Consider the following 26,169-nt stretch of genomic DNA (forward strand, 5'->3'; position numbering starts at 1 on the left):
CCTCCCTCTCTGGTATTATTAATCAATATAGATAAATTCATTGCTGTTGAAGATGGCGCGGGCCAGGACGGGTAAGCCGTGGCTCACCACGACCTGACGGGCCCGCTCGCGCTCGACGCCGGTGGGCGCTCGGCCGAACGCGAGCTGATAGGCCCGCTCGACTTGCCGTTCGACGTTCTCGCCGGCCTCGCTTTGCAGTCGCTCCCCCAGACGATCGGACAGGCGGAGGGTGAGGTCGTTGTTGAGTAAGGCCAGGGCTTGCAATGGGGTAATGGTGACAGCGCGTCGGGGGGCGGTTGTCGAGGGGTCGGGGCAGTCGAAAGCATCGAGAAAGTGGCTTCGTCCCCCGCGTGCCCAGGTCCGGTAGATCGTGCGACGATCGAAGTCGGGGCCGACCGCCTCGATCGTTGTGTACAGAGTCGAGGCTGCGCCTTGACACTCGCGACCTTGAACTCGCGGTAGCCCGGCCCCCCTTGCCGTGGGTTCAGGACGCCCGCTACGGCAAGCATCGCATCGCGGACGGCCTCGGCCTCGAGCCGCAGGGGAGCCTTGCGCCAGTAAAGTCGATTCGTTGCGTCACGCTTCGCGGCTTCGGGATTCAGTCGCGAGGACTGGCGATACGTCGCCGAGGTCACGATCTGGCGATGGATCTGTTTGAGACTCCAGTGTTGCGAAACCAGCTCGGCGGCGAGCCAGTCGAGCAACTCAGGATGTGATGGCTGGCCCCCTTGGAACCCGAAGTCGCTGGAGGTCTCGACCAAGCCGGAACCAAAGTGCCCCTGCCAGAGCCGATTGACGATCACTCGCGCGAACAGAGGATTGCGCGGGTCGGTGACCCAAGCGGCGAGCCGGAGCCGACGCTCGCGGTCGCTCGAGTCGGGTGTCAGTCCGAAGTCGGCCGCCGGCTCGGCCACCTCCGACAGGCCACCGGCGGCGATTACTTCAGCGGGTTGCGAGGCATCGCCTCGGATCAGTCGATGAACCGGCTCCGGCGGGCGTGGCGTATTCGCGTAGACTTTGCGGACACTCGTTTCGACCAGGGACCAAAGTGAGTCAAGCTCGGCCAGCAGCCGGGCCCGTTCGGACCGAAGTTCGGGCGAGAGCCCTGCTTCGGTCGACGCGATCGCGCTGAGATCGTGTTCGGACCTCGAGGAACTCGCAACCTCCTCCGCCGAGAGCGCCCGATCGTACAACCGCGCTCGGAGCACTTGTCCGCTGAGCGTCGTTTCGCGAGAGGGCTGACCATGCCTCAAGCCAAAGACGACCTGGGCTTGGCCCGCCGCAAACGTGGTGAGCCCCGGCGCTTGGTACGGGGTTCCATACGGCTTTCCCTCCCGGTAGGCGGTGATCGTGCCCTTTTCGTCGTACACGATCGCGATGTGGATCGGGCGGCGGACGGCCTCGAGTTCTTCGGTTCCGTGAAAGCTCTGTGTCCGCGCGTAGTTCTCGCTGCCGGCCATCCAGCGGCCTGGTTCGCGTTCGGCGAAAACGATCGTGTCGAAGGCACGGCCGTCGAGCGTCTGGACCCCGATGACTCCGCCTCCTGACTGTTCGAGCAGGTCGAGCCTGACCCAGGCTTCGAGCGTCTTCGCCTTCAGGTCAACCGTCAGCGGAACGGTTCTGGCAAATCCCGAAGGGGGGTGGACCTTGATTCCGTTCCGCCCCAGCCGGGCTCCCCCGACGAGTGTGCTCGTCAGCTTGCCGACATGGTCTTGTTCGTCCTGATCGAAGTCCCATCGTGCGATCGGGACCGGTGGCGTGGGAAGCTGATTGACTGTGGAAGAGGAGGAAAGTTGCGCCCGGCTGGGCTGTTCGATTGCGAGCAGCCGGCGTTGGAGTTCGGGAATCCGACGTCTGGCCGCCTGGACGTCAGGCGCCAATGGGGCCACGTCTTGCACCCCGTGGCGAACTCCGGCCAGTGAGGCGACGATCCGGTAGTAATCGACCTGGCGAATGGGGTCGAACTTATGATCATGGCAGCGGGCGCAGTGGATGGTCAGGCCGAGGAAGGTTTGGCCGACGGTGCTGACCATGTCTTCGAGCTCGTCTTGACGGACCACCTTCCGCATGGCCGCGCTTTGCTGGCCTTGCCCGACGCTGTCGAAGGCCCCGGCGACCAGAAATCCGGTCGCTTCAATCGCGTCAGACTCGTTCGGCCTCAGCGCGTCTCCCGCGAGTTGCAGCCGCGTGAACTCGTCGTAAGGAAGGTCACGGTTGAGGGCGTTGACGACCCAATCTCGATACGGCCAGGCATCGGGCCGGAACTCATCGTGCTCAAAGCCGTGGCTCTCACCGTACCGAGCGAGGTCGAGCCAGAGCCGTCCCCAACGCACTCCATATTGGGGCGAGGCCAGGTAGCGATCGACCAGCCGTTCGTAAGCGTCGGTTCGCTCATTGTGTACGAATGCGTCGACCTCTTCCGGTGACGGCGGAAGTCCCAGCAAGTCGAATGAGAGTCGGCGAATCAGGGTTCTCCGATCGACGGGCGGACGAGGAGTGAGCCGCTCGGTATCGAGTCGATGGAGAATGAATCGGTCGATCGTGTTTTCACACCAGGATGCGTCGAAGACTGCCGGAGGCGTTGGCCGAACCACCGGCTGTAAGGACCACCAGTCGCGCCCGGCGCGCTTCTCCGTTGACAGGCGAAAGGTGTCGATCGGATCCTGTCCCCACCCTGCCCCATTTGCGATCCAGCGTCTCAACGTTGATTTTTCCGCCGCGGACAGCGCCGACTTTGGCGGCATCGTCCCGTCCGCGACCTGTTCCCAGAGGAGACTTTCGTCCGGCTTGCCGGGGACGAACGCCTCGCCGCTGGTGCCGCCTCGCCGCGCTGAGGACCGGCTCGAGAGGTCGAGGCCTCCCTTAGGGTCAGATCCGGAGTGGCAGTCGAGACAGCGTCGCGCCAGGATCGGCGCGACCTCGCGGTCAAAGTCCAGGGCCTCCTCGGCTTGCGCAAGGTGGCCCGAGACCCAAGAAGCGGCGAGTGCCAATCCCAGTATCGTCAAAGTTGAGAGACGCAAGGGGGCACCTCGAACTTGTCTGACTGAATCGGCCTTGGGGAGTCGCACGAGATACGGAGGCTTGGTCTTGACCTCTGATTGAGCCATGGTACTGGAACTCAAACCAGGTGTCTGTCGAACGCGGGTCATTCTTGCAAAGTTCGCACTCGATTGCATCGAAAACCGCGGTTGCCCGTGGTTTCGCGGATTGGTTTGGCCAACGCCGACGTGAGAAAGTACCGAAGGTTTGCGTCCGACGATCAGGTGATCCACATGGCCCTGGCCGCGTTCTCACGAAATCGATGACGACCGCATGCGGTAAGTCCTTCGTTGGTTTCTTTTTGGCCGTCGAATCCGCCACCTTGCCCGGTTATCGTGGAGTCCGTGGCAGTCGCAGATTCTGAAATTTGACGCGAGTGCCTGCCGATGCTTGAGCCTGTCGATCCAGTTGGGGATGTCGCCGCCGGGGGAAGTTTGGGATCGCTCGTCCCTTCGTACTTGGTGTGTCCCGCCTCGGCATTCGGTCGGCCGGTCTGTCGGCTCGGTCTGGCCACACGAGGCGGTGCCGCGCTCACGCCGGACGACGTTCTGTACGCGCTGGACCGTGGGATCAACTTTTTGAGTTGGCCGGGTGAGTCCGACGAACCCGGCGGCCCGGACGCGGTGAGCCAAGCTGTCGCGGCGCTTGGGCCTCGGCGCGAGTCGGTCGTCGTCTGTGTCCAGTTCGGCGCTCGGACGGCGGCCGAGGCTGCAAATGAGCTTCGCATGATCCTGGCGACGCTCAAGACCGACTCGATCGACGTGCTGACGTTCTACTACATTGAACAAGCGGCTGAATGGCACACGCTCGCCGCGCCCGGCGGAGCCTTGGATTATTGTCGGGCCGCGCAGCGTGCTGGGGTCATCCGCAAGATTGGGATCACCAGCCATCAGCGGCCGCTCGCCGCCGAGATGGCTCGCAGTGGACTGCTCGATGTCTTGATGGTCCGGTACAACGCCGCTCATCGGGGGGCGGAGCGTGAAATTTTCCCGACGACCGATCACCTGGGTCTCCCTGTGATCGCTTATACTGCCTTGCGCTGGGGGGCCCTGTTGCGGCCGACGCCTGACGATCCTCCTGGCTTTTCCGTGCCCCCTGCTCCGTCTTGGTATCGATTCGCACTCCAGTCTCCCTCGGTCACGGTGGCCCTTGCGGCTCCGCACGACCGTGCTGAGTTGGAAGAAGACCTGGAAGTTCTCAACGCCCCCGAGCCGCTCGACCCCTTCGAATATTCCCGGTTAGCCGCGCATGGAGACCGGGTTCGCCGGCACGCCGGCCGCTTTCCGTGACCTTGGCAAATAAGGTCGGAGATTCAGTCGTCAAATACCGACTGGACTTGCCTCCTTTGTCAGGCTTGACGCAGCTAAAAGGTGAGTGAAGCCGGTTGTCAGGTTTTGGCGATTCGGTTACGTTCTAGGCTATGAAACTTGCGAGACGTGAATTCAAGAATGCTTTGTTCATCATCGTTGGCATCCTTTCCGCGGGGATGGGTCTGCATGGATTTCTTTTTTCGAGCCGCTTCATTGACGGCGGCGCCACGGGCGTGTCGATGCTGCTGGCGAAGGTACTTGGCTTTCCGCTCTCCGCCTTGATCGTGATCATCAACCTGCCGTTTATCGCGCTCGGCTACCGTCAGATCGGCCGAGCCTTCGCCATTCGAAGCTCCGCGGCGATCGTTGGCTTGGCGATCTGCCTCGCGACGGTCCACTATCCCGACGTGACCTCCGACAAGCTCTTAACGGCGGTTTTCGGCGGCTTTTTCATCGGGGCCGGAATGGGGTTGGCGATGCGCGGAGGGGCGGTGCTCGACGGCACGGACGTGGCGGCCCTCTTGATCAGCAAGAAGAGCCATCTCTTTCGGGTTGGCGACGTCATTCTTGGCCTGAACATCATCATCTTCCTCACCGCCACTTTTTTCCTCGGAGCCGACTCCGCTCTGTATTCGATCCTGACTTACGTCTCGGCCTCGAGGACGCTCGACTTCCTGCTGCACGGTATCGAAGAATATACCGCGATTAACATCGTCTCCGAGCACAGCGATGCGATTCGCCAGGCGATTACCGGCATGCTGGGCCGCGGAGTCACGATCTACAAAGGGCGCAGAGGGATGACGGGGACCGACCAGGACATCCTCTTTTGCGTGGTCACCCGGCTTGAAATCGGCAAGATCATGGACATCGTCACCGAGATCGACCGTGTGGCGTTCGTGTACGTTTATCCCCTGGCCGACGTCAAAGGCGGAATCCTCAAGAAGTCGGCCCACATGTAAACCCCGGATCGTTCCGCGCCGCGCCCGCACTTCCAGGCCGCTTTCCTCGTGCCTCCCTGCCCAAAGCCCCAAGCCCTGATCCTCCGCGACTCGTTGCGGGGTTTGCTCCCCCGAGCCGTCACCGTCAACAAAAGTGAGGTGGGGAGGATTTTTTGGGGCGTGAAGTCGTCCTCTCGATCGAGTTAGACTTTCTCTCAGCGATGTCTGCTGATCCCGAGAGTGCTTCTCATTGTGCCTGAGACAGTGAACCCCGAATCGGGGACGTGTCCCATGGCACGGACCGAGTGGGCGGGTACCGCAACAGTCCGTACGCGGACAAGTGCCGTTCCAGTGAGTTTGGCCTCGCGACGTGCCGAAGGTCCCACGCTTGTCAGCGTGCAATTTTGCTATCCTTCCCTGAGTCGCCCCTTGACGAACCAGGGCGGATCGATTAAAACCTATCCTGTCAGGCCGAAGTGGCGGAATTGGCAGACGCGCTAGGTTCAGGTCCTAGTGGGCTAACCATGCCCGTGGAGGTTCAAGTCCTCTCTTCGGCACCTTACGATGAAAGGGGTTGCGGCGACTAGCCGCAACCCCTTTTTTCGTTGTGATTCCTCACCGGTACCTCAATGTGCCTCAGTCGGCACTCGCAGGGCATCGTGTGGCCCCGAATCGGGTCCCTCAAAAAAGACCGCTCCTACGGTGCCATCCGTCGCGACGGAGGGACCATGGCGAATTTGGGGAAAGAGGGAAAACTCTGTGTAACCCGATCTCGCTATGCGGGGCGGGAATACAAGAATTCCTTGAATTCGACATACAGGGGCGACGCCGAATCGGCCATGCACGCCGTGGAACGGGCTGTCAATGGACCCGAATCGTTACGAGGTTAGTGAACCCGAACTCTTACGAGGCCTGACGCTCGCTTGACCGGGCGGTTTCCTCCAGGACTGCCCTTGAATTTCGGCTTTCTTTGGGATTTTTGGCATTCACCCGCGTGACCTGTTGGTTCCTGCCAGGTCCAACAGGGGGCAGTAGGTTCGACCCCAATCGTTACGAACTCTCGACCTCTTGACCTCCGGTTTCCTCCACGGCCGAGGTTCCTCGAACTGACTCTTTCAGATCGAGACTCTCCCTTCGACTTCGAGGACGGCTCCTCCAAGGCCACCGCGACTGAACAAATTAACCAGTGTACATGGTCGGCAGTTCCCGCTCGCAATGGCGACCGTCCCTGGTCTTCGGATCAAGCCCATTATTATCCCCCCCCGCCGCCGTGAACGACTCCTCCAAGGCCGTTTCACTGAACATATCTGCTACTGAACATTGCCGGAGACTTCCTGCCTCGATAGCGGTCGTCTCCCTGGCCTCCGGATCAAGCCTCTGACTAGACTTTCGGACTTTTTCAGCAGTCCTTGACTATGCAAGACGAGCGGACCAACACTCCGACCTCACGACTCTGGATCAAACCCGAATACTCGAAGCTCCTGATCACAGCGACACGCTTTCGCGATACGTGCGGCCCATGCGATGGCCTCCTTACTTGAAGGCAGCTCAAGTACAGTGAATCCACCATTGAGCGGAGGCGCCCACGGGTAGCCTCCCTCAGCGACTGAGCCATTGGCCGAAACTAGAACGGGCGGTACTGTTTCATCAATACCACCGCCGAAAACGTAGACGCCCGCTTCCTTCGCCTCGCGTATCACGGCATGAGCGTCTCGACCCACCGCCTCCCACTCACTGTCGGGTACATTCATTGCAGCACTGGGGAATGAAATGAGATACTTTGCCATGATCTTCTTTCTCTCAGAATTTTGCGGTTAGTGATACAGGCCATGCCTAACAGTGGTTTGAGTTGCTCCACCGAGTTGGGAATCCCCCTCATCATCGCGCGAAACTGACCCTCGGAGACGGTACCATCACGCACGGGGCCGGTATTCTGGAGGGTGTTCAAGCACACCAGGATCGGGCAACGCACGGAGGTCCGCTCGATGGATCAGCTTATCCCCGGCCTTGCCGCGCTGGTAGAGGCGTTCGGCGATGTCTTCCATCCCCAGGTCTACTCCACCTTCCAGGCGCTGATCGCCGGTTGGATCGTCTGCCTTGGCCCGCATACCATCAGCGAGGTCGGGCAGGCCACCGGCCTGGCTGCCCGGCGCCACCACGACACCGCCTATGCCGTGTTCCACTCCGCATGCTGGGAGTGGGACGACCTGGGGATCGTCCTGGCCACGCTGATCCTCACCCATCTGGTCCCCGGCGGTGTCGTCTGGGTGGCCGTCGACGTACGAGCGGCCCGCCCCGCGACAGCCCAAGCCGAGGGGCGCCTCGCGCAAGAAGGGGGATCGCCTCCCGAACCCCAAGGCGATGATCGAGGACACCACGATCTACCCGGCGGAACTCCTGACGATCGACTTCCCGAAGGGGACACGCGAGCTTCGGGTGCAGGTGATGGTCCGCGACCCGCTGGGCCAATGGCGCGACGAGGCGTTGGTGTCGACGGACACGACGGCCTCGGCAGGTTTCGTGATCCTGGGATACTGCCGAAGATGGAGTGTGGAACTGGCGTTCTTCGACAGCAAGCAGTTCCTCGGGCTGCACGATCCGCGGGTGCGGAGCGTGGAGCGGGCGCACCCGATGGCGTGGTTCGTGGGATCGCTGACGATCCTGTGGTACTGCGTGAAAGGTCATGAGGGATCCCACGTCGAACGGGAACGTCCGTGGTACGAGGACCGAGTGATGCCGACGTTCACGGACATGCTTGGTGCGTTACGCTTGCAGATGTGGGAATTCAAAGTTTGCGGAGAGTCCGGCGAGGAGCTACCCTCACCAGAATGCATCAGGAAACTACTCCACAAGCTATCAGCCGTGGCCTGAGGTCCGAACGTCTAGTCTGATCCCAGGCTGAATTATCGGGACGGCTCGATCTCGCTGCGCAAGAAACCGATCAGCAGCCGGTTCACCCGCTCCGGCTCCTCATGGTGCACCCAGTCTGTCGCTTCTTCGAGGACTTCCAGTCTCCCGCGGCCGCACTGTTCGAGGCTTGCCTTGGCGCCTCCCTGATTAAGAAAGCTATCCTTCTCGCCCCAAATGACCATGGTCGGGACGTGGATTCGGGGATCAGGAGGGGGAGAGGGGCGATTCCGTATCGCCGCCCGGTACCAGTTGATCATCGCGGTGATTGCGCCGGGTTCCGACCAAGCGATACGATAGCGATCGAGCTCGACCTCCGTGAAGATCCCGGGACGGCTGCTCCCGCGTACCGCGTCCGCGCCCCGGGGAATCATGAGCACCTCGGGGTATCCCTCACTGCGACATTGAAAACCATTCATAGAACATGATTCGTCCTCGCTCTTCTCTATCCCGGGCATAGAGGCTTGGGTTACGATATGACCTGTCCCGGACCCACGGCTTAGAACGGAGTTCCACCGTGTTCTCGGCATCAACAGTCCGGTCTTCGGGCTATTCATTCTTGTATGGCGGGCTAACGCTGCTGCTCGTCGCCGGGGCAACCCAGGCCAAGGAAACCGACACGAACTCCGCCGGGCCGGCGCCTGTTCGGGAGCAGACCCTGAGAGAGGGCCGCGATCTGTTCTCGCGGGCCTGGGTGCCAAACGATCCCAGGAGTCACGGGGGGGACGGGCTCGGTCCGGTCTTCAATGCCCGGTCGTGTCTTGCCTGCCACGATCAAGGAGGCCCCGGCGGCGCGGGTCCGGTCGAGCGAAACATTGACGTCGCCACGGTGACCGGGGGCCGGTCACAAGGCTATCAATTCACCTATTCCTTCGCCATCGGCTTCGGCACGGGGCAAGGCACGTACCGCTCCGTAAGCAATTTGTCGGAGCCGTCTCGCCGCGGGCCGGAGATCGATGCGAGCGTGCTGGCGACCGTTCACCCCGGCTTCCGCACGTCACGGAGCGTGGTGCTGCACCACTTCGGGACCGACCCCGAGTACCACTCCTGGCGCGCTGCGGTGCCCGGCCCGCACGGCACCGCCCTGATCCGGACCACACAACGTAATCCGACGCCCCTGTTCGGCACCGCCCTGCTCGATTCGCTCCCGGACGAAGCGATCGAGGCGGCCGCGAAGCGGAAGTTCCCGGACTCGACGCGGGTCCGGGGACGGGTCAGCCGCTTGAGAGACGGTCGGATCGGCCGCTTCGGCTGGAAGGCCCAGACGGCGACGCTCGCGGAGTTCGTCCTCTCGGCCGCCGCCACCGAGGTCGGACTGGAACTCCCCGGTCGCCACCAAGCGGCTGACCCCCGCCTCCCCGGCGTGGGCGCGGCGGGATTGGATATGAACGAGGCAGAGTGCGACGCCTTGGTCGCCTACGTGCGAAGCCTCCCCGAGCCGGCCATCCGCGAGTCGTTCGATGCCGACGAGGCGGCGCGGGTCAAGGCTGGCGAGGCGACCTTCGGCTCAATTGGTTGCGCGGGCTGTCACCTGCCGAGGGTGGGGGATGTCGAGGGAGTCTACAGTGACTTGCTGCTGCACGACATGGGCCTGGGCTTGGGCGACACCGGCTCGTACGACGTCTTCGTCGGGCCACCGGCTGGGGGCGAAGAATTCGCCGCAGGTGGTCGAGGCCGCGCCGCAGGCGCGACGGATCGGGAGTGGCGGACGCCTCCGCTGTGGGGCCTCCGCGACTCGGGGCCCTACCTGCACGACGGCCGCGCCCTGACGATCGACCGGGCCATTACGTTGCACGGCGGCCAAGGTGCGGTCTCGGCTCGGCGATACGCGCAGCTCTCGTCGCGCCGCAAGCAGCAGCTCGGGGCGTTCCTCAACTCGCTCTGCGCCCCTGCAGCAGAGGATGAGCTGCCCAGCCAGTCACAACGACCTTGAGGCGGGAGACAGACCCAGACGGGACCTGAGAAGTGAATGACTCGATGCTCTTCGTGATCGCACCTTCGCCCCTGCTCTCGGGGAGCGACTCCCTTGCTCATCGTTGAAGTTGACATACTGAAAATGTATTTAGAATAATTGATATGATTGAGCGTTTGGTTGTTGTGGGGGCAAGCCATGTGCCAATGTCGAGCCATATTGTAGGATTCTAGCCATCCCGACCGAGGGTCCAGGCCAGTGACGCGAGCGTCCTAAGGCTAAATAATAGCGGGCGGCCCCAACACGGCCCTTTCTGAGAGAACGACCCGGATGTGGCGGCCGCCCCGCCGTCAGGTGACCACTCAGGGCTTGGGCCGCGTGCGTCGATCTGGAGTCGCGCTCTCGAGTTCCAGGGCGACGCCCGCGAGAGAAGTCACCAGCGCCGTTCGGGCCAGGAGCACCGCCCCGCCGGCGGTCGTCCCCATGATCAGGCCCCGTTGCTTCATCTCGGGCGACACCAGCCCACCCCCGATCGATTCGACGAATCCCATCACCGCCTGGACCTGCGGATCGCGGGCCACTGCGCCGACGACGACCGGGGGGACGGCCCCAAACTGGAGGCTCCCGGTTCTCCAGGGGCCGCGTTCCCAGCCGCGCGAGCCGCGATAGTACAGGGCCGACTCGGCTGACACGGCACTCAGGTCGGGGGCGACTTCGATCGTCGTGACCATCGCCCCGACCCGGCCGCGGGCCGCGACGTCCCGGAGCCTCGCGGGCAGCGGATCGGGGCCGCCCACGCCGAGGACGTCCCTGATCGTGCCGCCGACCAGTGCGGCACCCGCCGATGGGTCCGGGGGCTGTCCGGGCAGGGGCTCGGGCAGGACGGAGGAGCCGAACCGGATGAAGCGAAGGCCCTCGTCATTGAGGGCCTCGGTCGCCGCGCGGCGGAGCAGCCAGCGGGCTTCGGGCTCCACGGATGGCGGCAGCAGCCGGTCGAGATCGATCGGCTCATCGCCTTGGAGGATCAGGCCACGGCCGGCGATCGCGTCGGCGAGCGTGGCGAGGGGAGTCGTCTCCGGGTCGGCGATGCCAAGCAACCAGGCGCCCCTCAGGGCTCGGGCCGCCGTCTCTCCCCGCTGCTTGACGGTCATGACGTCGCCCCGACCGAGCCGGACGGCGATCAGGGGCGACGGCTCACCTGGACCGGACGATTCGGCCAGTTCACGGTCGAGCCAGTTGGTGATCCGATCTCCCGGGCCGGGTGCGGCCGGGCGCTCCTCTCGCCAGGCAGCCAGGCGTTCTCGTCGCTGGCGCGTGGCGGCGACGGTCGCGGCACGCTCGTCGGCTTCCCATCCCTCGATCCGGTCGGGGAGGTTGGCCCGGACCCAGTCCCGTCGTGCCAGGACGATCAGGGTACCCTTCGGCGATGGTTCGATGACTTGCCCGAGCAGTTCCGTGCCGTCCCGGAGCGTGATCGAGTCGGAAACAGTCGTTTCTCCCGCCGACGCTCTTGGCCGTGATGGGGCCTTGGCGGCTGGCTTTGGCTTCTTGGCTCGTCTGGACGCCTGGGCGTACGCCGTTTCCGCCCCCCCCATCAGGATCGCCAGCCACGCGGCCGCTAGGCCGATCATCCTCGTCTCAAAATGCAACCTCACCGGGGCCACCCCTCTCACCAGTCGGCCATCGGACCTACGAGCCTCATCCCGTTGCCGGAGTCCGAGAGCAATTTGCTTGCCCCCGTCCCGCCCCCGGTCCGACTCGTGTTTCAGAAATAAATTTACAGCCAATAAAAATGCAAATATCAGGCCGATTGTTTTGCGTTTTTGCAGGGCTGTACGAGTTCGAAGCTGCGACCTGTTCAACTTGGGCGCGGAGTTTTGTGTGCTGCAGCGGTAACGGTCCTTGGCCGCAAGAGAGGGCCTTCCCGATCGTGACCGGTGGAATAAAGGCAAGCGGAGGCGATCGGATGGATTATTTTCAGACGCGAACTGCGAGGCATCAACACGCATAAAAAATAGGTTTTCAACTGAGCAACCACCGCCGGGAAGACGGTGGGTTCGACAGTCGGCTGAAAGCCCGGCCATAGTTCGGACAGACCTCGAAGAGACTCTTGCCGGCGCCTCCACTCCTGCAGTCTGAGGTGTCATCCAGCTACCGCCCCGCGTGTCGAGATCGATTTCTACAGCGTCCTCCCCCGAGGTACTGGAAGTGGCCACCTGAAAGGTTGGGAATTTTAGATCCCAGGAATGGACATTAATTCGCCTCTCAAGGATTTGGGCACCCAGCAATTGACGTTCCCTTTTTCCGGCCCCCGGGGGGCCGCGTGCCGTTGAACGGGACCGTCAGGCCTTCAAACACCGCGAGCGATGCATCACGAGCGGGCCTGGCCCTGGTTGACGTCCGCGATCCCGAAGCCGGTGTGACGCTCGATCAGACGCGGGCCAATCGTGCGAACCGATTCCGGGGACGAGGATTGCCTGATCGCAACTGGATCCGTCGAGGGCTCACACTCGCACGAGGCGAAAAGAAACTGACTACGATCCCTGGGGATTCGTCGGGCACCCAATACGAATGTTGGCGATGTTCTGAAAGCCACCGCTTCAAGATGAACTCCGACTGAGTCCGGGCCGAACTCACCTTCATCGCGGTCGTCCACGCCCGCATTGTCAGGATCTTCAACCGGTCGATGGGATTGGCCCGAGGGCCTCTTTGGCGGCTTCAAGTCTCACCTTTTCCACATTCCGACGCTGGTCCTCGGCACGGCCCTCCAAGAGATGATAGTCGGGTCCCATTAGTTCGGACCGGAGCGTGGCGGCTTCGGCCAGCGCTCGCCACAGCAAGCGCTTACCCTCGATGCCGATCGACAACGCGTCCCAAATCTCCAGTTGTTGCAATGGCCCCCCGGATCGGTCGTCCATACGTAGCTTGAGTTCAGTGAGCTTCTCTGACATCCATGCCGCCGCCTTGCGAGGACGGCTTTCTGCGATCTCAAGGCGGGCCATCAGGGATTCAAGCTCATGTCGATCGGCTGTGATTTCATCCCGCAACTCGGTCGCGAAGCGAGCCACGGATTCCCCGGCGTGCATCCGGTTGATGTGCTCCAGCAGTCCGAGGGCGACCTCGGAACCCGATAGGTGGTCGTTCAGATAGGTTGCAAGGTGATTCTCGGCCATGATCCACCTGCGTGTAATAAGTAGTCACTCGAAGAATGTCCGGAGTCCGTAAAGAGGCCGTTCGGTAAGGCCTCATTTAGTCTCGAGATGAATCGTACTCTTGGCGCGTTCGCTCACGGCCTTGTCGGTCGCTTCCTTCTCGGCAAGTGTTTGCTCGAGAAGGTTGGCGATTGCGACTTCCTTGGCCTGTTCCAGGCGGGTTATCTGACCCTCGGTCTCCTTCAGAGGCCACTCGAACGCCGACTTGAGCTCGAGCGAGGTCGTCGCCTACTATCTTCGGCAGTGCAGTGGTGCTGTGGTTCTAGACGTCGTAGAGGTCACGGAGTTGCTCCATCAAGCGATCTCGGAGGGATTCGAGCTTCATGGGTTTTGTCCCGGGATCGTGGATGATGGAATGGCGACAGGAGCCGGCTGGATTTTGGAGCAAACGGCGTTCCGGCTGACGAGCGACTGAGCCTCGCATAATGGTGCGAGGGCGGCCGGGATCCCCGCCCACCGTGGGTCCACGGTCAGCCCTGCTTTGCGGTGAGGTGAGACCCCCCCTTGCCCCTGCCAGGTCGGCGTCCCAGTTCCGATTAACGCCCGAGATCAGTTCGTCGAGCTTGAGGTGACGCGCCTTCGACTCGCGGTTCTGGGCGTCCTGTATCTGGAAGACCATCAAGAGTTCTCGAAAACCCCGACGCGACAAGGGGACGATCCAACGTTTCGGCGTGGTTTCCCTTGGATCAACTGGCCGCCTGAATCCAGCGAGGTGTCTTCGTCGAACACTTCGTGGTTCACCACGACCCCAAACCCGCGTCCGGAGTGACCAGGCCCTGCAGCCTTCTCATCGGCGTGGTTGGCGGCGAGTTCGTCGGGCAGGACCGGCACGGGATTTGCCTGATTTCCGAGAAGACATGTTGACGTTACTCAAATGTCGAGGAGTGACGGGATCGAGGAACTCCGCCATGCCAACCGCGCCGCAGGCCGACGGGTCCGCACCGCACGAAGCCGCGACGGTGCCGATGTCGCCAGCGGCACGGATGGCGACCTTCGTCGCCATCCTCGGCCCGTTGGTCGGGTTGGTGGTCGCCGTGGCCCACTCGTGGGGGTGGGGCTTCGCCTGGGTCGACCTGGAACTCCTCGCGGGCATGTACCTCCTGACGGCTTTGGGCATCACCGTCGGCTATTATCGGCTGTTCGTCCACCGGTCATTTGAGACGAACATCGTGGTGAAATTCGTCCTCGCGGTCCTGGGGTCGATGGCCGTCCAGGGGGCGCTCCTGAAGTGGGTCGCGCTGCATCGCCGGCACCACCAGCACAGCGACATGCTGGACGACCCGCATACCCCGCACCACCAAGGCCAAGGCCTACTTGGTTGGATCAGGGGCTACTGGCGTGCCCACATCGGCTGGTTCTTCGAGCCCGAATCCGCGGAATTGTCCCGCTACGTCCCGGACCTCGAAAAGAGCCGTGTACTGCGCGTGACGAGCGCCCTCTTTCCCTTGTGGATCGTCCTGGGACTGGTCATCCCGGCCGCCCTCGGCGGACTGCTAACCGGGACCTGGGTGGGCGTCTGGACCGGCTTCATCTGGGGCGGACTGGTTCGCATCTTCCTCGTCCACCACGTGACCTGGAGCGTCAACTCGGCGTGCCATCTCTGGGGGCGGCGGCCGTACCGGAGCGGCGACGAGAGCCGGAACAACGCCGTGTTCGGAATCTTGGCCCTGGGAGAGGGGTGGCATAACACCCATCACGCGTTTCCGACCTCGGCCCGCCACGGGCTTCGCTGGTGGCAGATAGACTTCAGCTATTGGGTCATTCGGACCCTCGAAGCTGTGGGCCTCGCGTGGAACGTGAAGCTCCCATCGAAACAGGCCCAGGCGGAGCGTGAAACGCCCACGGGCACGGAACCGGGTGGGTTGTCGCCGAGGAATCGTCGAGCGAGTTTTTAATTCGCGTTCAGGCGATGGCATTAACTCGAATTTAATATTGAAATAGTTAGTTAAAGGTGATTTGTTCGCCTTTGATTTTGAGGATGGTGAGAGGTATAGGCGACTACGGCTCTTGCTGCTCTCTCGTGAAGTTCACCTGCCTCGAAGCGTGTCGTCGAGAGGGTGGACCGGTTTCTATGCTCGCCTGATCGCTCCGAAAGCCGAGAATTATCACTTGCAACGATCAGCTTCCAGCGGCAGCCGAAGAGGATCCCGATGTCAAGTGCCGCCGAGAAACACCCCGAGCCGAGCCTCCCCACGTCGACGGTTATGACCTGGTATCAGGTCACTCTCTCGGCCATCGGGGACGCCGTCCTGACGACCGACCCCGAGGGTCGCGTCACGTACATGAACCCCGTGGCCGAATCGCTCACCGGTTCGCCGCCAACCGGGAGCGATATCGGGTTATCGTCGAAGGGTCCACGGACTTTGCCATCTTCACGTTCGGCCCCGATGGGGTAATCACAAGCTGGAACATCGGGGCGAAGAGGATGCTTGGTTATACCGAGGCCGAGATTCTCGGTAAGAACTTCCAGGTCATATTCAAACCCGAGGACATCGAGAACCGTTAGGCCGACAGGGAGTTGAGGACGGCGGCGGCTGAGGGGCGAGCCCTCGATGAACGCTGGCACCAGAGAAGCGGAAGGCTGGTGGATGCTCGTGCGGGAAACGGGATTTTTGAGAGCGTCGGTCTCGATATCGATCCGGCCGGATGAGGCCCTATGGAAGTCCTCCACCTTCGCGAACCGGTCAGCGCCTGGACACACTTCGCCGGACTGGTACTGGCGCTGCCCGGCACCCTGATTCTCTGGCGGCGCAGTGGTGGCGACCTCGGCAAGCGGCTGAGCCTGCTCGTCTACGGCCTGTGCCTGATCTTCTGCTACGCAGCCAGCACCCTCTATCACGGGGTGAGATTACCGGCCGATCGGCTCGGAGTGTTCATCCGCCTGGACAGTGTCGGCATCTTCGCACTGATCGCGGGGAGCTATACTCCGCTGGCCTGGAACCTGATGCGGGGCCGGTGGCGGAGTGGTACCCTGTCGGTCGTCTGGGGTACGGCGGCCACGGCAATTGCCTTGATTGCGTCCGGTCGCCGCTTCTCCCCCATGGTGGGCACTTGCGTGTATCTGGGGATGGGGTGGGGCGTCGTCATCTGCTATGCCCAGCTCGCTCGGGTCGTGTCGCACCGCGCGTTGCTTCCGGTCGTCGTCGGGGGCGTATTCTACAGCGTGGGGGCCGTGCTCCTCCTCTTCCGTTGGCCCGCCCTCTGGCCGGGGGCCTTCGGGGTCCACGACCTATTCCACCTTTTCGTGATCGCGGGCAGCCTGGCGCACTACCGATTCATCCTCAAGGTCGTCGTGCCGTTCAGGTGGATGCGCCTCCCGAGTGGTCTTGCGCCAGGGCCGGTCGGATGAGTCCAGTCACCCTGATTCGATCCGCCGGCGCCTCGGCGGGGCCGCCGTCGGGCTTAACCGGGATCATTCGTCCTTCGCGCCGGCTTCGACCTCTTGTAGGAGTTGCTCCACTGCCTCCTCCAAGACTCTGCCTTTGAGGTTTTCGTACCGGATGATCCCCTTGTGGTCGATCACATAGATAGTTGGCCACCCGTGCACGTTCCATGTCTTTGAGATTGGTTCATCCTTTGCGCTGGCATTCCACCACGACCGCCAATTGATCTGGTGCTCTCGTACGGCTCGCTTCGCGGTGGCACTGTCATGATCGCCATTGATGCCGAGCAGCGCGAACGGCTTGCCCTCAAACCGCTTTACCATGGTGCGCTCGTGGGGAACCATGGCCATACATGGGCCACACCAAGTGGCCCAGAACGACAGCACCACGACCTTTCCACGATACTGGGTCAATCGAAACGGCACGCCGTCGAGGTCATCGGCTTCGATCTCGGGCGCCGCTTTGAAAATGGCAAGCTTCGACAATTGGAAATGGTGTGGCCTTGCCAAGTCAGTCATACGCGCACCGGACCATTCAACGTCGCCGAACTCGTCGACGACTCGGTCGAGGAGCGCGATCGCGTCGCGCTTCAGCCGGTCGGCATCCAACTCCTTGAGGTAGTCTGTCGAGCCCTTGCCGAAGTTCTTCTCTAGCCGATCGATCCAGTCGGCGTCCATTTCCAGGATAGCTCGTTCGAGGAGCCACTTCTTGTACAACGCCAGCTCGAGACAGGCCATCGCACGAGTCTGTCGGTTGGGGCTCTTGTCGAGGTACGCCCGTAACCATTTTTCGGCGACTGGCATGGGCCAAAGTATCACTTGGAACGCGGCATCTCTGAACTGGACGCCGTGTAGATCCAAGTGGTCACGCGACAGGATGTTGGCAGCCTTTTGAGCGTCCCCTGTAAAACGGCTATGGCTGACCACAGTGACGAGCAAATCCACTCCCACTGAATCCTTGGGATTTCGTTCGGCCCAGCTCACCAGTCTGGCAGCATTCGGAACGGGCTTGGGCCGTTTCTCATTCGCTCTATCGCGTTGTTCAGAGGTCTTGGACTGGCGCAACGTCTTTATGTACTCGTCGAAGTCCTTCGCGTACTGGCTGACCACCTCGCGAGCTTCTTCCCTGAGTTGTGTGTCTTTGTATTCGACATGACCGCATGCGTAGATTTCTCCCGGTGTACACAGCAGAAGGACCCCGCTGAGGATGACGAGACTTCGCATCGGCCATCTCCATGTTCGCCTAACAATTATTCGCCCGCTAAACGAGCATGTTATAATACGCCAAATTGTCGGCGTATTCTCGGTCCTCTGACGGTTGTCGCAGGATCGGACGCGGGACGCAAGGGGCTGGCGGGGATTATCCGGATTTTCGTGAGGGCGATCACGAATCAATTCGGATGTGTCTCTCGTCTCGATCCAATATTGAAATTGTGTTTCTCGGCGTTTCGAGGATCCCGACCGCCTCGCCGTCAAGAACTTAGACTTAGAGATTGAAATAAGTCGGCGATTTCCTGATCGACGAGCATCGGATCGGAAACGGTCCTGCCGATCTCTTCACGGACCAATTCCCGGTACCGCTTCCTGATCCGATAGGCCTCCTGCTTGACCGCCATCTCGGTCATGCCCAGTTGCTCGCCGATCTCGGCATAGCGGCCCAACTTGCTCCCACCCGCGAGCGATGGCTTTAGCTTTTCAAAGAGCGCCCCTTTGGAGGTGGCGATCAGCTCTCGCTCGAGTTCCACAAGGACGCGGTTGAGCACGGTCAGAGCCCAACGGCGACCGTACAGCCGCTCGAGCGTCGCTTGGTGCGCCGCCTCGCACACGTAGCGTCCCTCGTCGTCGCGGAAGTCGAACGCGACATGGCGGACTGTCACCTGGAAACACCCGCGAAGGCAATCGCACGTGACTAACTGGCCGCTGCTGGAGAGCCTTTTGAAATCAATATGACCTTTTTTTGTTTTTGCTTTTGATGCATTCGAAGCCTCATCATTGTGCAACCCGAAGCCTACGAGGTTGTGGATATTTGGTTTGACGTGTGCCGTTGCTTCCTCAGCGAATAACCGCCGGGGGATTCCTCCGAGGTTCGTCGAGGACATTGGCCTGGCGCGGTCCGTGCCGAATTCGAGAGTGGATTCAATCAGTCATGACTGAAATCCAGCAGTGTCCACGATGCGGGCGTGTGATGCCGGACGACGCGCCTCAGCGCCTCTGCCCCGTCTGTCTCATGGCGGCAGTCATGGACTCATCGAAAGCGACACAGGACCACGTAGGTGACTCCGGGCCTGGTGGTGATCTTGACGAAAGCTCGGAATCATCGGATGGCTGTGTTGCACCGTCCGCCGATTCCTCAAACAGCCTTTCCCCTGTCACCGTCCGCTACTTCGGCAACTACATAATACACGAGGAGCTCGGGCACGGCGGCATGGGCGTCGTCTACCGCGCCTGGCAGGACAGCCTCAAGCGTTTCGTGGCCCTGAAGATGATCCGAGCCGGCGTGCTGGCCAGTGAAGCCGAGGCGCGCCGATTCCGGAATGAGGTCGAGGCGGTGGCGGCGCTCGACCACCCCGGCATCGTGCCGGTCTACGAGGTCGGCGAGCACGAAGGGCAGCACTACTTTTCGATGAAATTGCTGCCCGGCGGCAACCTCGAACGTCGCCTGGCGGACTACCGCGACGACCCGCGGGCCGCAGCCGCTCTGCTGGCCGAGGCGGCCGAGGCGATGCACCACGCGCATGTGCGCGGAATCCTGCACCGCGACCTGAAGCCGGCCAACATCTTGCTCGACGTCGAGGGCCGGCCCTACATCACCGACTTTGGCCTGGCCAAGCGACTCAAGGACAGCGCCGGGCTGACCCTGGCGGGCATGATCCTCGGCACGCCGGCCTACATGGCCCCCGAGCAGGCGATCGGGCACCCCGGGGCGATCACGACGGCGACCGACGTGCACGGCCTGGGCACGGTCCTCTACACGCTGCTGACGGGACTCCCCCCGTTCCGCGGGGACCACGGAGTCGACATCCTCACGGAAGTCAGGGAGCAGCCGCCGGATCCGCCCCGCAAGGTCAACGGAAACGCCCCGCGGGATCTGGAGGTGATCTGTCTGAAGTGTCTCGAGAAGCAGCCGAGGTGGCGGTTCGCGAGCGCCCAGGCGTTGGCCGACGACCTGCGGGCATGGCTGGAGGGTAAACCAATCGCGGCCCGGCCGGTGGGTGCGATCGAGCGGGCAGCCCTGTTCGTGCGGCGGCGGCCGGCCGTGGCGGCGGCGTACTTCTTGACGGCGGCCGTACTCGTCCTTTTAGGGTTCGGGGGAAGCATCACCTGGTTGTGGCAGGCGGCCGAGAGAGCACGGGCCGAGGCGGTCGTGGCCCGTGACGCCGCCGCTCGAGCGCGGGCTGACGCCGAGAAGGCACGTGATGGAGAGGCCCGATCGCGGGCCGAGGCTGAGCGGCAGCGGGAGAAGGTCGAGTGGTTCGACTACGGTCGAACAATGCAGTTAGCCCACCAAGAATGGCTAGGGAATAACGTAGCCAGGACTCTCGATTTGCTCGAGAGCACCCGTCCCAGCCTCCGCGGGTGGGAGTGGCACTACGTCCATCGTCTTTGCCATTCCGATCTGCTTACGCTCAAGGGGCACACCGATGGTGTCTCCTCGGCGTGGTTCAGCCCTGACGGCTCGCGAATCGTCACGGGCAGCGGGGACGGTACGGCGAAGGTGTGGGATGCCAGGAGCGGTGCCGAAGTCCGCACCCTCAGGGGAGGCTCGGGTCGCGTTACCTCGGCGTTGTTCAGCCCCGTGGGCTCGCGGATCCTCATCAGCACCACTTATTCCTACGACGGTACGACGGGTGCGAAGGTTGTGGCGGGTGCGGCGAAGGTATGGGATGCGAGCAGCGGCGCTCAGGTTCACTCTCTCGAGGCACAGTCCCCTACCCGTGCTGTCTCTTCGGCGTTGTTCAGCCCTGACGGGTCGCGAATTCTCACCACCGGTCACCTAGGCGTGGCGAAGCTGTGGGACGCCAGAAGCGGCACCGAGGTCCTCACCCTCGAGGGGCACACGCGGTCCGTCCGCTCGGCGTTGTTCAGCCCCGACGGGTCGCGAATCCTCATTGGCAGCTGGGACGGCACGGCAAGACTTCATGACGCTAGGAGCGGCGCCAAGGCCCTCACACTCGAAGGACTTTCGGGATACAAATTGTCGGCGTCGTTCAGCCCCGACGGTTCGCGAATCGTCACGGGCAGCAGGGACGGTACGGCGAAAGTGTGGGACGCCAAGAGCGGCGTCGAAGTCCTCACCCTTAAGGGCCACACGGGGTCCGTGCGGTCGGCGTCGTTCAGCCCCGACGGCTCGCGAATCGTCACTGCGAGCGAGGACAAGACGGCGAGGATCTGGGACGCCAATAGTGGCGTCGAGGTTCTCGCCCTGAGGGGACACACAGATAGCGTTTCCTCGGCGTGGTTCAGCCCCGACGGCTCGCGAATTGTCACGGGTAGCGGGGACGGTACGGCGAAGGTATGGGACGCCAAAAGCGGTGTTAAGTCCCTAGTTCTCAATGGACACATGAGTTACATCTCATCGGTGTCGTTCAGCCCCGACGGTTCGCGAATCCTCACTGCCGATAGGGGTGGCACAGCGAAGGTGTGGGACGCTGGCAGTGGTGTCGAGGTTCTCACCCTCAAGGGAAGTACCCGAGGAGTGTCCTCGGCGTCGTTCAGCCCTGACAGCTCGCGAATCTTCATCGAGAGCTTGGATGACACGGCTAGGCTTTGTGATGCCAGGAGCGGCATCGAGATTCTTGCACTCAAGGGGAATACCAGCGATGTCTCCTCGGCGTCGTTCAGCCCCGACGGCACGTTCTTCGTCTTCGCTAACCGGGACGGCACGGCGAAGCTGTGGGACGCCAGAAGCGGTGTTCAAGTCCTTATCCTGAGGGAACAGGTACAGGTGGGTCCCACTGGCTTCGCTTCGGCGTCGTTCAGCCCCGACGGAATGCGAATCGTCACGGGGGGTGACGATCGATTGGCAATGGTGTCGGACTTGAAAACGGGCGCCCTGATCCTCATCCTCAGAGGGCACACGCAGGGCGTCAAATCGGCGTTGTTCAGCCCCAACGGATTGCGAATCGTCACGGGCAGCAAGGACGGCACGGCGAAAGTATGGGACGCCAGGAGCGGCGTCGAAGTCCTCACCCTTAAGGGCCACACGGGGTCCGTGCGGTCGGCGTCGTTCAGCCCCGACGGCTCGCGAATCGTCACTGCGAGCGAGGACAAGACGGCGAGGATCTGGGACGCCAATAGTGGCGTCGAGGTTCTCGCCCTGAGGGGACACACAGATAGCGTTTCCTCGGCGTGGTTCAGCCCCGACGGCTCGCGAATTGTCACGGGTAGCGGGGACGGTACGGCGAAGGTATGGGACGCCAAAAGCGGCATCGAAGTCTTCGCCCTCAGGGGGCACACCAATGATGTCAATTCGGCGTTGTTCAGCCCCGATGGCTCGCGAATCGTCACCGGCAGCTCGGATGGCACAGCGAAGGTGTGGGACGCCAACGGCGGCATCGAGTCTCTCGTTCTTCGGGGGCACACGAGTTACATTACATCGGCGTCGTTCAACCCCGACGGGTCGCGAATCGTGTCCGGTAGTTTGGACGGTACGGCGAAGGTGTGGGACGCCAGGAACGGAGCCCAGCTTCTGACACTCCGGGGGCCCATGTCCATTAACAAGGGATTCGCTGGCGTCAATTCGGTGTCGTTCAGTCCTGACGGCACGCGCATTGTGACCGGCAGTTGGGACAATAAAGCTATGGTGTGGGATGCCAGGAGCGGTGTCGAGGTGCTCAAACTTGAAGGGCACACGCGGCCGGTCTATTCGGTGTCGTTCAGCCCCGACGGCTCGCGAATTGTCTCGGGGAGTAATGACAAGACGGCGAAGTTGTGGGACGCCAAAAGCGGTATCGAACTCCGCACGTTCAGTGGTTATATGGACATTATATCCTCGGCGTCGTTCAGCCCTGACGGCTCACGAATCGCGATCTCCAGCTTTGACGGTACGTTGAAGGTTTGGGACGCCAGCAGCGGCGCACTTATCCTTGCCCTTAAGGGGCACAAGAGTCCGATATTCTCGACGGCGTTCAGCCCCGCCGGCTCGCGCATCGTGACCGCCAGCCGGGACAAGACGGCGAAGGTGTGGGACTCCAGGAGTGGCGCCGAGCTCGTCACTCTCCTGGGGCACACGGGAGTTGTCTTTTCGGCGAGGTTCAATCCCGACGGGTCGCGAATCCTCACCACGAGTTGGGACGGTACGGCGAAGTTGTGGGACGCCAGCAGTGGCGCTGAGCTCGTCACGCTCAGGCTGCATACCGAGAGCGCTGCTTCAGGGTCGTTTAGCCCCGACGGGTCGCGAATCGTCACGGGGAGCGCTCTCCACACCGTGGAGATTTGGGACGCCCGGCCTTTCTCGCCCGTCAACTAAAATGAGGGCTTGCAGGAGCTCAGTCGGTCGCGCGCCGTGGCAAAGGGGCCACCGCATCCGCCTCGTTTACCTTCCCAAACACAGCTCATGGCTCAACCAGATCGAGATCGTTTTCGGCATCGTCCACCGAAAGTGTCTGCGCGGCGGTAACTTCACCTCGGTGCCCGACCTCGAGTCGCAGCTTCGACAGTTCATCACCTACTACAACTCGACCATGGCGCACCCCTTCGATTGGACCTACACTGGAAAGCCTCTTCAAATGAGGCGCCGCCGTGAGTTCGTCCCGCCTCACCACCGAGTGAAACTGCGAGGCCTACACAAACCACCGAGCCTTACCCCCTCATGAAGCTTCGGTTCCATGTTGTGGCACTAGAAGAACGCACTCGCTCTACAATGCCTAATAGGATCAGCTCCCTTGTTTTTATGGATCCGATGATCCGTTCGCCGGCGGCACGGCCTCGCTGTGTGGCCGTGCCGAACCCCTCATCGGCCGGCCGGGGGTAAGCCGCGAATCCAGTCGGCGATCAGCTCGACGGCCTTGCGGTCGACTTCGGAGGACACCAGCGGAGGCATCTGGCCGTTCCCCCGCAGTGTGATCCGCTGGTAGAGCACCGAGCGCTCGGGTGAGTGGGGGGCGATGAGGCGGGCGTCAGTGATGTCGAAGCGGTTGTGGAGGGGAACTTCGTCGAGCAGCCCCATCCTGCCGAGCGGAGTCGTTAGCCCCAACTCCATGCGGGCGTTACCGCCCCCCTCCTTGACGTGGCAGGTTGCACAGTTGACGTGCAGGTACGATTTGACGCGGGCCTCCAGCGACCCCTGCGCCTCGTAGGGGTTGACCAGCCGGGGCCGGTCGTCGCGCCTTTGTGGCAGAGGGCCCTGGAACACGCCGATGTGCTCGAACGTGCGGAGCTGGTTGTCGGTGATGCCGCCGTAGTCGCGGTCGCGGTCGAGCTGCAGTGGAGTGAACCCCAGGGCGAACCCGGCCGCCCGCGAGTGGCAGACCAGGCATTCGGCACGGGCTGGGAACCGCCAGGTTTGCTCGCGCCGGCCGCCCGGCTCGGTCGGGTCGACCACCTCGAACTCCTCGGCGGCGCCGGAGGCGGGGACCAGCTCGGCGTCGGTCTGCTCGGCATTCCAGCGGTACGAGTAGCCGATCCATTCCCCCTGCTGGCGGGCCAGCAGGCGTGTCTCGATTCGCCTTCGTGCCGTCTTGCCGGCGTCGTCGCCCAGGTCGAGGCCGAGCGTCTGCACCAGGACTGAACCGTTGGGCAGAGTCCAGGAGCCTCCTGCGTTGGGCTGGGGCTTCTGTTCGACTCGCTCCAGGCCCGGCAGAGCGGCGAACCGTTCCATCGTCGCACCGTCGGCCCACTGCGGGGCATTGACCTCGTATCGGAGCGTGGCGGGGTGGGGCTTGTGCTCGGCGACCGAGGCGAACAGGCCCGTCTCACTCAACCGGGTCGGGAACGGCTGGGAGGGACGGTCGGCCTCGGTGGTTGGCTCGAGCCGGTAGAAACCGGTCCCCTGGTCGATGACGTACAGCTCGCCGGCGTGATCGGTGCCAAAGCCCGTGATATTAAAGGGTGTATCGACCAGTTCACGGTGCCAGGCGGCCTTGGTGCCGTCGTGCTTGATCCCCCAGACGCGGCCCGTGGACCAGTCGCCGTAGAGGTAGGCCCCGACCAACTCGGGCAGTCGGGGGCTGCGGAAGACCCGGCCGCCGGTGAGCGAGCGGGCCTCGCTGTGGTGGTGCTCGGCGGTCGGCAGGGAGATCGGGTCGGGACCTGGCTGGCGCTGGGAGTGGAAGACGTGGGACCCTTCGCTGAGGCTCCAGCCGTAATTGGCCCCCTTCTGGATCAAGTAGACCTGCTCCCACAGGTCCTGGCCATTGTTCCCGACCCAGAGCTGGCCCGACTCGCGGTCATAGCTCAGCCGCCAGGGGTTGCGCAGGCCGTAGGCCCACAACTCGGGCCGAGCGCCGGGGCGATCGACGAACGGGTTGTCCTTCGGCACCCCGTAGTTCCGGCCCGGGTCGGGATGATCGACGTCGATCCGCAGCACGGCCCCCTGCAGGTCATCGAGCTTCTGGCCGGTCAGGTTGGCATCGGAGTCACTGGAGCCGTCCCCCGAGGAGACGAAGAGAGTGCCATCGTTGGCGAAGGCGAGGTCGCCTCCGTCGTGGCCGTTGGAGGGCCACTCGATGATGAGCTGCTTCGAGGCCGGGTCGATGCGGTATGGCGGCCGGAGGTCGCACTGATAGCGCACGACCTGGGTCGTCTTCTTCGGTCCTCGCATCGGGCCGTTCAAGCCGATGTAGAGGTAACCGTTGTGTTCGTAGTCGGGGTGGAACGCCAGGCCGATGGCGAGGCCGTCGAGGTCGAGCAGGGTCTCGGTCTCGGCCGCGTCCTGATCGTCCCTGACGGCGAGCAGGCGGCCCGGCCCGGCCCAGTATTCGAGGTGCTGGAGAATGAAGAGGCGGTTGGTCCCTGGCTCGGGGGTCAGGGTCAAGGGCTGCTTGACGGTCAACTTGGGGAAGGCTCGCACGACTTTGTAAGGGGATGGCGGCTCGGGCGAACCGACGACGCGCGAGTCGTTCCAGGGGATGCGCCGCTCCTGGCCGAACGGCTCCTTGTCGGCCGGGTGGTCGTCGGCCGGGGCCGTTGAGGGGACGAGCAGAAGGATCGGGGCGAGGACGCGCAGCGACCACATAATCGGTGCCTCTCGGCGGGTGGAGTCGAGTCGGAACGGACACGGGCCGACCCGGGCAGGTCGCGGAGAGGAGGGCGGAGGCCCGGGGTCGAAGCGAGGAGATACTGTACCCGAACGGTAACCCCATCACCAAGTTGGTAGCAAAGATAAAGAAGTGTGGGGAACGCTGGCCTGTTGCGAGGCTCTTGAGCGATGGCATCTTCAGCGTCTTCCAATGCCACACCCATTTCTGGCCTACTCCGTTCCCCTCCGTCGTCCCGTTCACCTTCAGGTCAACCAGATGACCCAGAAATC

Annotated in this window: 17 protein-coding genes, 1 tRNA gene and 3 pseudogenes; 11 read left to right on the forward strand and 10 right to left on the reverse strand. The window is 62.8% G+C overall.

Annotated features, from left to right (window positions below):
* Positions 1 to 18: 18 nt before the first annotated feature.
* Together V5E97_RS31895 and V5E97_RS31900 are read right to left on the reverse strand one after the other, a co-directional pair.
* Positions 19 to 558, reverse strand: coding sequence for a DUF1553 domain-containing protein (locus V5E97_RS31895; RefSeq protein ID WP_406701250.1), 540 nt, complete (start codon positions 556 to 558; stop codon positions 19 to 21).
* Positions 441 to 3,176: pseudogene (locus V5E97_RS31900) on the reverse strand (DUF1549 domain-containing protein); the annotation flags it as partial. The gene V5E97_RS31895 and the pseudogene V5E97_RS31900, both read right to left, overlap by 118 nt.
* Before the next feature lie 249 nt (positions 3,177 to 3,425).
* Here V5E97_RS31900 and V5E97_RS31905 point away from each other — a divergent pair.
* The 3 genes from V5E97_RS31905 (at position 3,426) to V5E97_RS31915 (ending at position 5,844) form a co-directional block, all read left to right on the forward strand.
* On the forward strand, positions 3,426 to 4,328 hold the full coding sequence (locus V5E97_RS31905) for an aldo/keto reductase (protein WP_406695587.1): 903 nt from the start codon (positions 3,426 to 3,428) through the stop codon (positions 4,326 to 4,328).
* A gap of 131 nt (positions 4,329 to 4,459) precedes the next feature.
* Complete coding sequence (locus tag V5E97_RS31910; RefSeq protein ID WP_406695588.1) at positions 4,460 to 5,308, forward strand: YitT family protein; 849 nt, start codon at positions 4,460 to 4,462, stop codon at positions 5,306 to 5,308.
* A gap of 449 nt (positions 5,309 to 5,757) precedes the next feature.
* Positions 5,758 to 5,844 (forward strand) — tRNA-Leu (locus V5E97_RS31915).
* An 888-nt stretch (positions 5,845 to 6,732) separates the two neighbouring features.
* On the opposite strand, the gene V5E97_RS31920 is transcribed toward V5E97_RS31915, so the two are convergent.
* Positions 6,733 to 7,074, reverse strand: coding sequence for a YciI family protein (locus V5E97_RS31920; RefSeq protein ID WP_074308375.1), 342 nt, complete (start codon positions 7,072 to 7,074; stop codon positions 6,733 to 6,735).
* A 198-nt stretch (positions 7,075 to 7,272) separates the two neighbouring features.
* Between V5E97_RS31920 and V5E97_RS40500 the strand changes: the two are divergent.
* Positions 7,273 to 8,158: pseudogene (locus tag V5E97_RS40500) on the forward strand (transposase).
* Between the two features lie 32 nt (positions 8,159 to 8,190).
* Here the strand turns inward: V5E97_RS40500 and V5E97_RS31935 are convergent.
* The gene (locus tag V5E97_RS31935; protein ID WP_406695591.1) at positions 8,191 to 8,574 is read right to left on the reverse strand and encodes an alpha/beta fold hydrolase; all 384 of its coding nucleotides are present in this window, start codon (positions 8,572 to 8,574) and stop codon (positions 8,191 to 8,193) included.
* 137 nt (positions 8,575 to 8,711) lie between these two features.
* Between V5E97_RS31935 and V5E97_RS31940 the strand changes: the two genes are divergently transcribed.
* Positions 8,712 to 10,127: a di-heme oxidoredictase family protein gene (locus V5E97_RS31940; RefSeq protein ID WP_406695592.1), complete on the forward strand. Its 1,416-nt coding sequence runs from the start codon at positions 8,712 to 8,714 to the stop codon at positions 10,125 to 10,127.
* A gap of 341 nt (positions 10,128 to 10,468) precedes the next feature.
* Here the strand turns inward: V5E97_RS31940 and V5E97_RS31945 are convergent, their stop codons facing one another.
* From V5E97_RS31945 to V5E97_RS31955, 3 genes are all read right to left on the reverse strand, one after another.
* Entirely contained in the window at positions 10,469 to 11,761 is a 1,293-nt protein-coding gene (locus V5E97_RS31945; protein WP_406695593.1) for a hypothetical protein, read from the reverse strand.
* 1,020 nt (positions 11,762 to 12,781) lie between these two features.
* The gene (locus V5E97_RS31950) at positions 12,782 to 13,279 is read right to left on the reverse strand and encodes a hypothetical protein (protein ID WP_406695594.1); all 498 of its coding nucleotides are present in this window, start codon (positions 13,277 to 13,279) and stop codon (positions 12,782 to 12,784) included.
* Positions 13,280 to 13,580: 301 nt separating this feature from the next.
* Positions 13,581 to 13,937: a low affinity iron permease family protein gene (locus V5E97_RS31955; protein WP_406695595.1), complete on the reverse strand. Its 357-nt coding sequence runs from the start codon at positions 13,935 to 13,937 to the stop codon at positions 13,581 to 13,583.
* Positions 13,938 to 14,226: 289 nt separating this feature from the next.
* On the opposite strand from V5E97_RS31955, the gene V5E97_RS31960 reads away from it, so the two are divergent.
* The 4 genes and pseudogenes from V5E97_RS31960 to trhA all read left to right on the forward strand — a co-directional run bounded on the left by V5E97_RS31960 (position 14,227) and on the right by trhA (position 16,667).
* Complete coding sequence (locus tag V5E97_RS31960; protein ID WP_406695596.1) at positions 14,227 to 15,213, forward strand: acyl-CoA desaturase; 987 nt, start codon at positions 14,227 to 14,229, stop codon at positions 15,211 to 15,213.
* 321 nt (positions 15,214 to 15,534) lie between these two features.
* Positions 15,535 to 15,630: pseudogene (locus V5E97_RS31965) on the forward strand (PAS domain-containing protein); the annotation flags it as partial.
* 56 nt (positions 15,631 to 15,686) lie between these two features.
* Positions 15,687 to 15,824, forward strand: coding sequence for a PAS domain S-box protein (locus tag V5E97_RS31970; RefSeq protein ID WP_406701251.1), 138 nt, complete (start codon positions 15,687 to 15,689; stop codon positions 15,822 to 15,824).
* A gap of 150 nt (positions 15,825 to 15,974) precedes the next feature.
* The gene (gene trhA / locus V5E97_RS31975; RefSeq protein WP_406695597.1) at positions 15,975 to 16,667 is read left to right on the forward strand and encodes a PAQR family membrane homeostasis protein TrhA; all 693 of its coding nucleotides are present in this window, start codon (positions 15,975 to 15,977) and stop codon (positions 16,665 to 16,667) included.
* A gap of 63 nt (positions 16,668 to 16,730) precedes the next feature.
* On the opposite strand, the gene V5E97_RS31980 is transcribed toward trhA, so the two are convergent.
* Together V5E97_RS31980 and V5E97_RS31985 are read right to left on the reverse strand one after the other, a co-directional pair.
* Positions 16,731 to 17,924, reverse strand: a complete 1,194-nt coding sequence (locus V5E97_RS31980; RefSeq protein ID WP_406695598.1) for a TlpA family protein disulfide reductase — start codon at positions 17,922 to 17,924, stop codon at positions 16,731 to 16,733.
* A 248-nt stretch (positions 17,925 to 18,172) separates the two neighbouring features.
* Positions 18,173 to 18,577 carry a hypothetical protein gene (locus V5E97_RS31985; RefSeq protein ID WP_406695599.1) on the reverse strand — a complete coding sequence of 135 codons (405 nt, stop codon included), beginning with the start codon at positions 18,575 to 18,577 and terminating at the stop codon, positions 18,173 to 18,175.
* 362 nt (positions 18,578 to 18,939) lie between these two features.
* Here V5E97_RS31985 and V5E97_RS31990 point away from each other — a divergent pair, with 362 nt between their 5' ends.
* The gene (locus tag V5E97_RS31990) at positions 18,940 to 23,169 is read left to right on the forward strand and encodes a protein kinase domain-containing protein (RefSeq protein WP_406695600.1); all 4,230 of its coding nucleotides are present in this window, start codon (positions 18,940 to 18,942) and stop codon (positions 23,167 to 23,169) included.
* A 1-nt stretch (position 23,170) separates the two neighbouring features.
* Positions 23,171 to 23,515, forward strand: coding sequence for a transposase (locus V5E97_RS31995; RefSeq protein WP_406695601.1), 345 nt, complete (start codon positions 23,171 to 23,173; stop codon positions 23,513 to 23,515).
* A 137-nt stretch (positions 23,516 to 23,652) separates the two neighbouring features.
* Here V5E97_RS31995 and V5E97_RS32000 read toward each other — a convergent pair whose 3' ends face one another.
* A complete protein-coding gene (locus V5E97_RS32000) occupies positions 23,653 to 25,875 on the reverse strand; it encodes a PQQ-dependent sugar dehydrogenase (RefSeq protein ID WP_406695602.1) in 2,223 nt (740 codons plus the stop codon).
* Positions 25,876 to 26,169 lie beyond the last annotated feature (294 nt).

The sequence above is a fragment of the Singulisphaera photorubra genome (genome assembly GCF_045290345.1).
Classification (GTDB): domain Bacteria; phylum Planctomycetota; class Planctomycetia; order Isosphaerales; family Isosphaeraceae; genus Singulisphaera.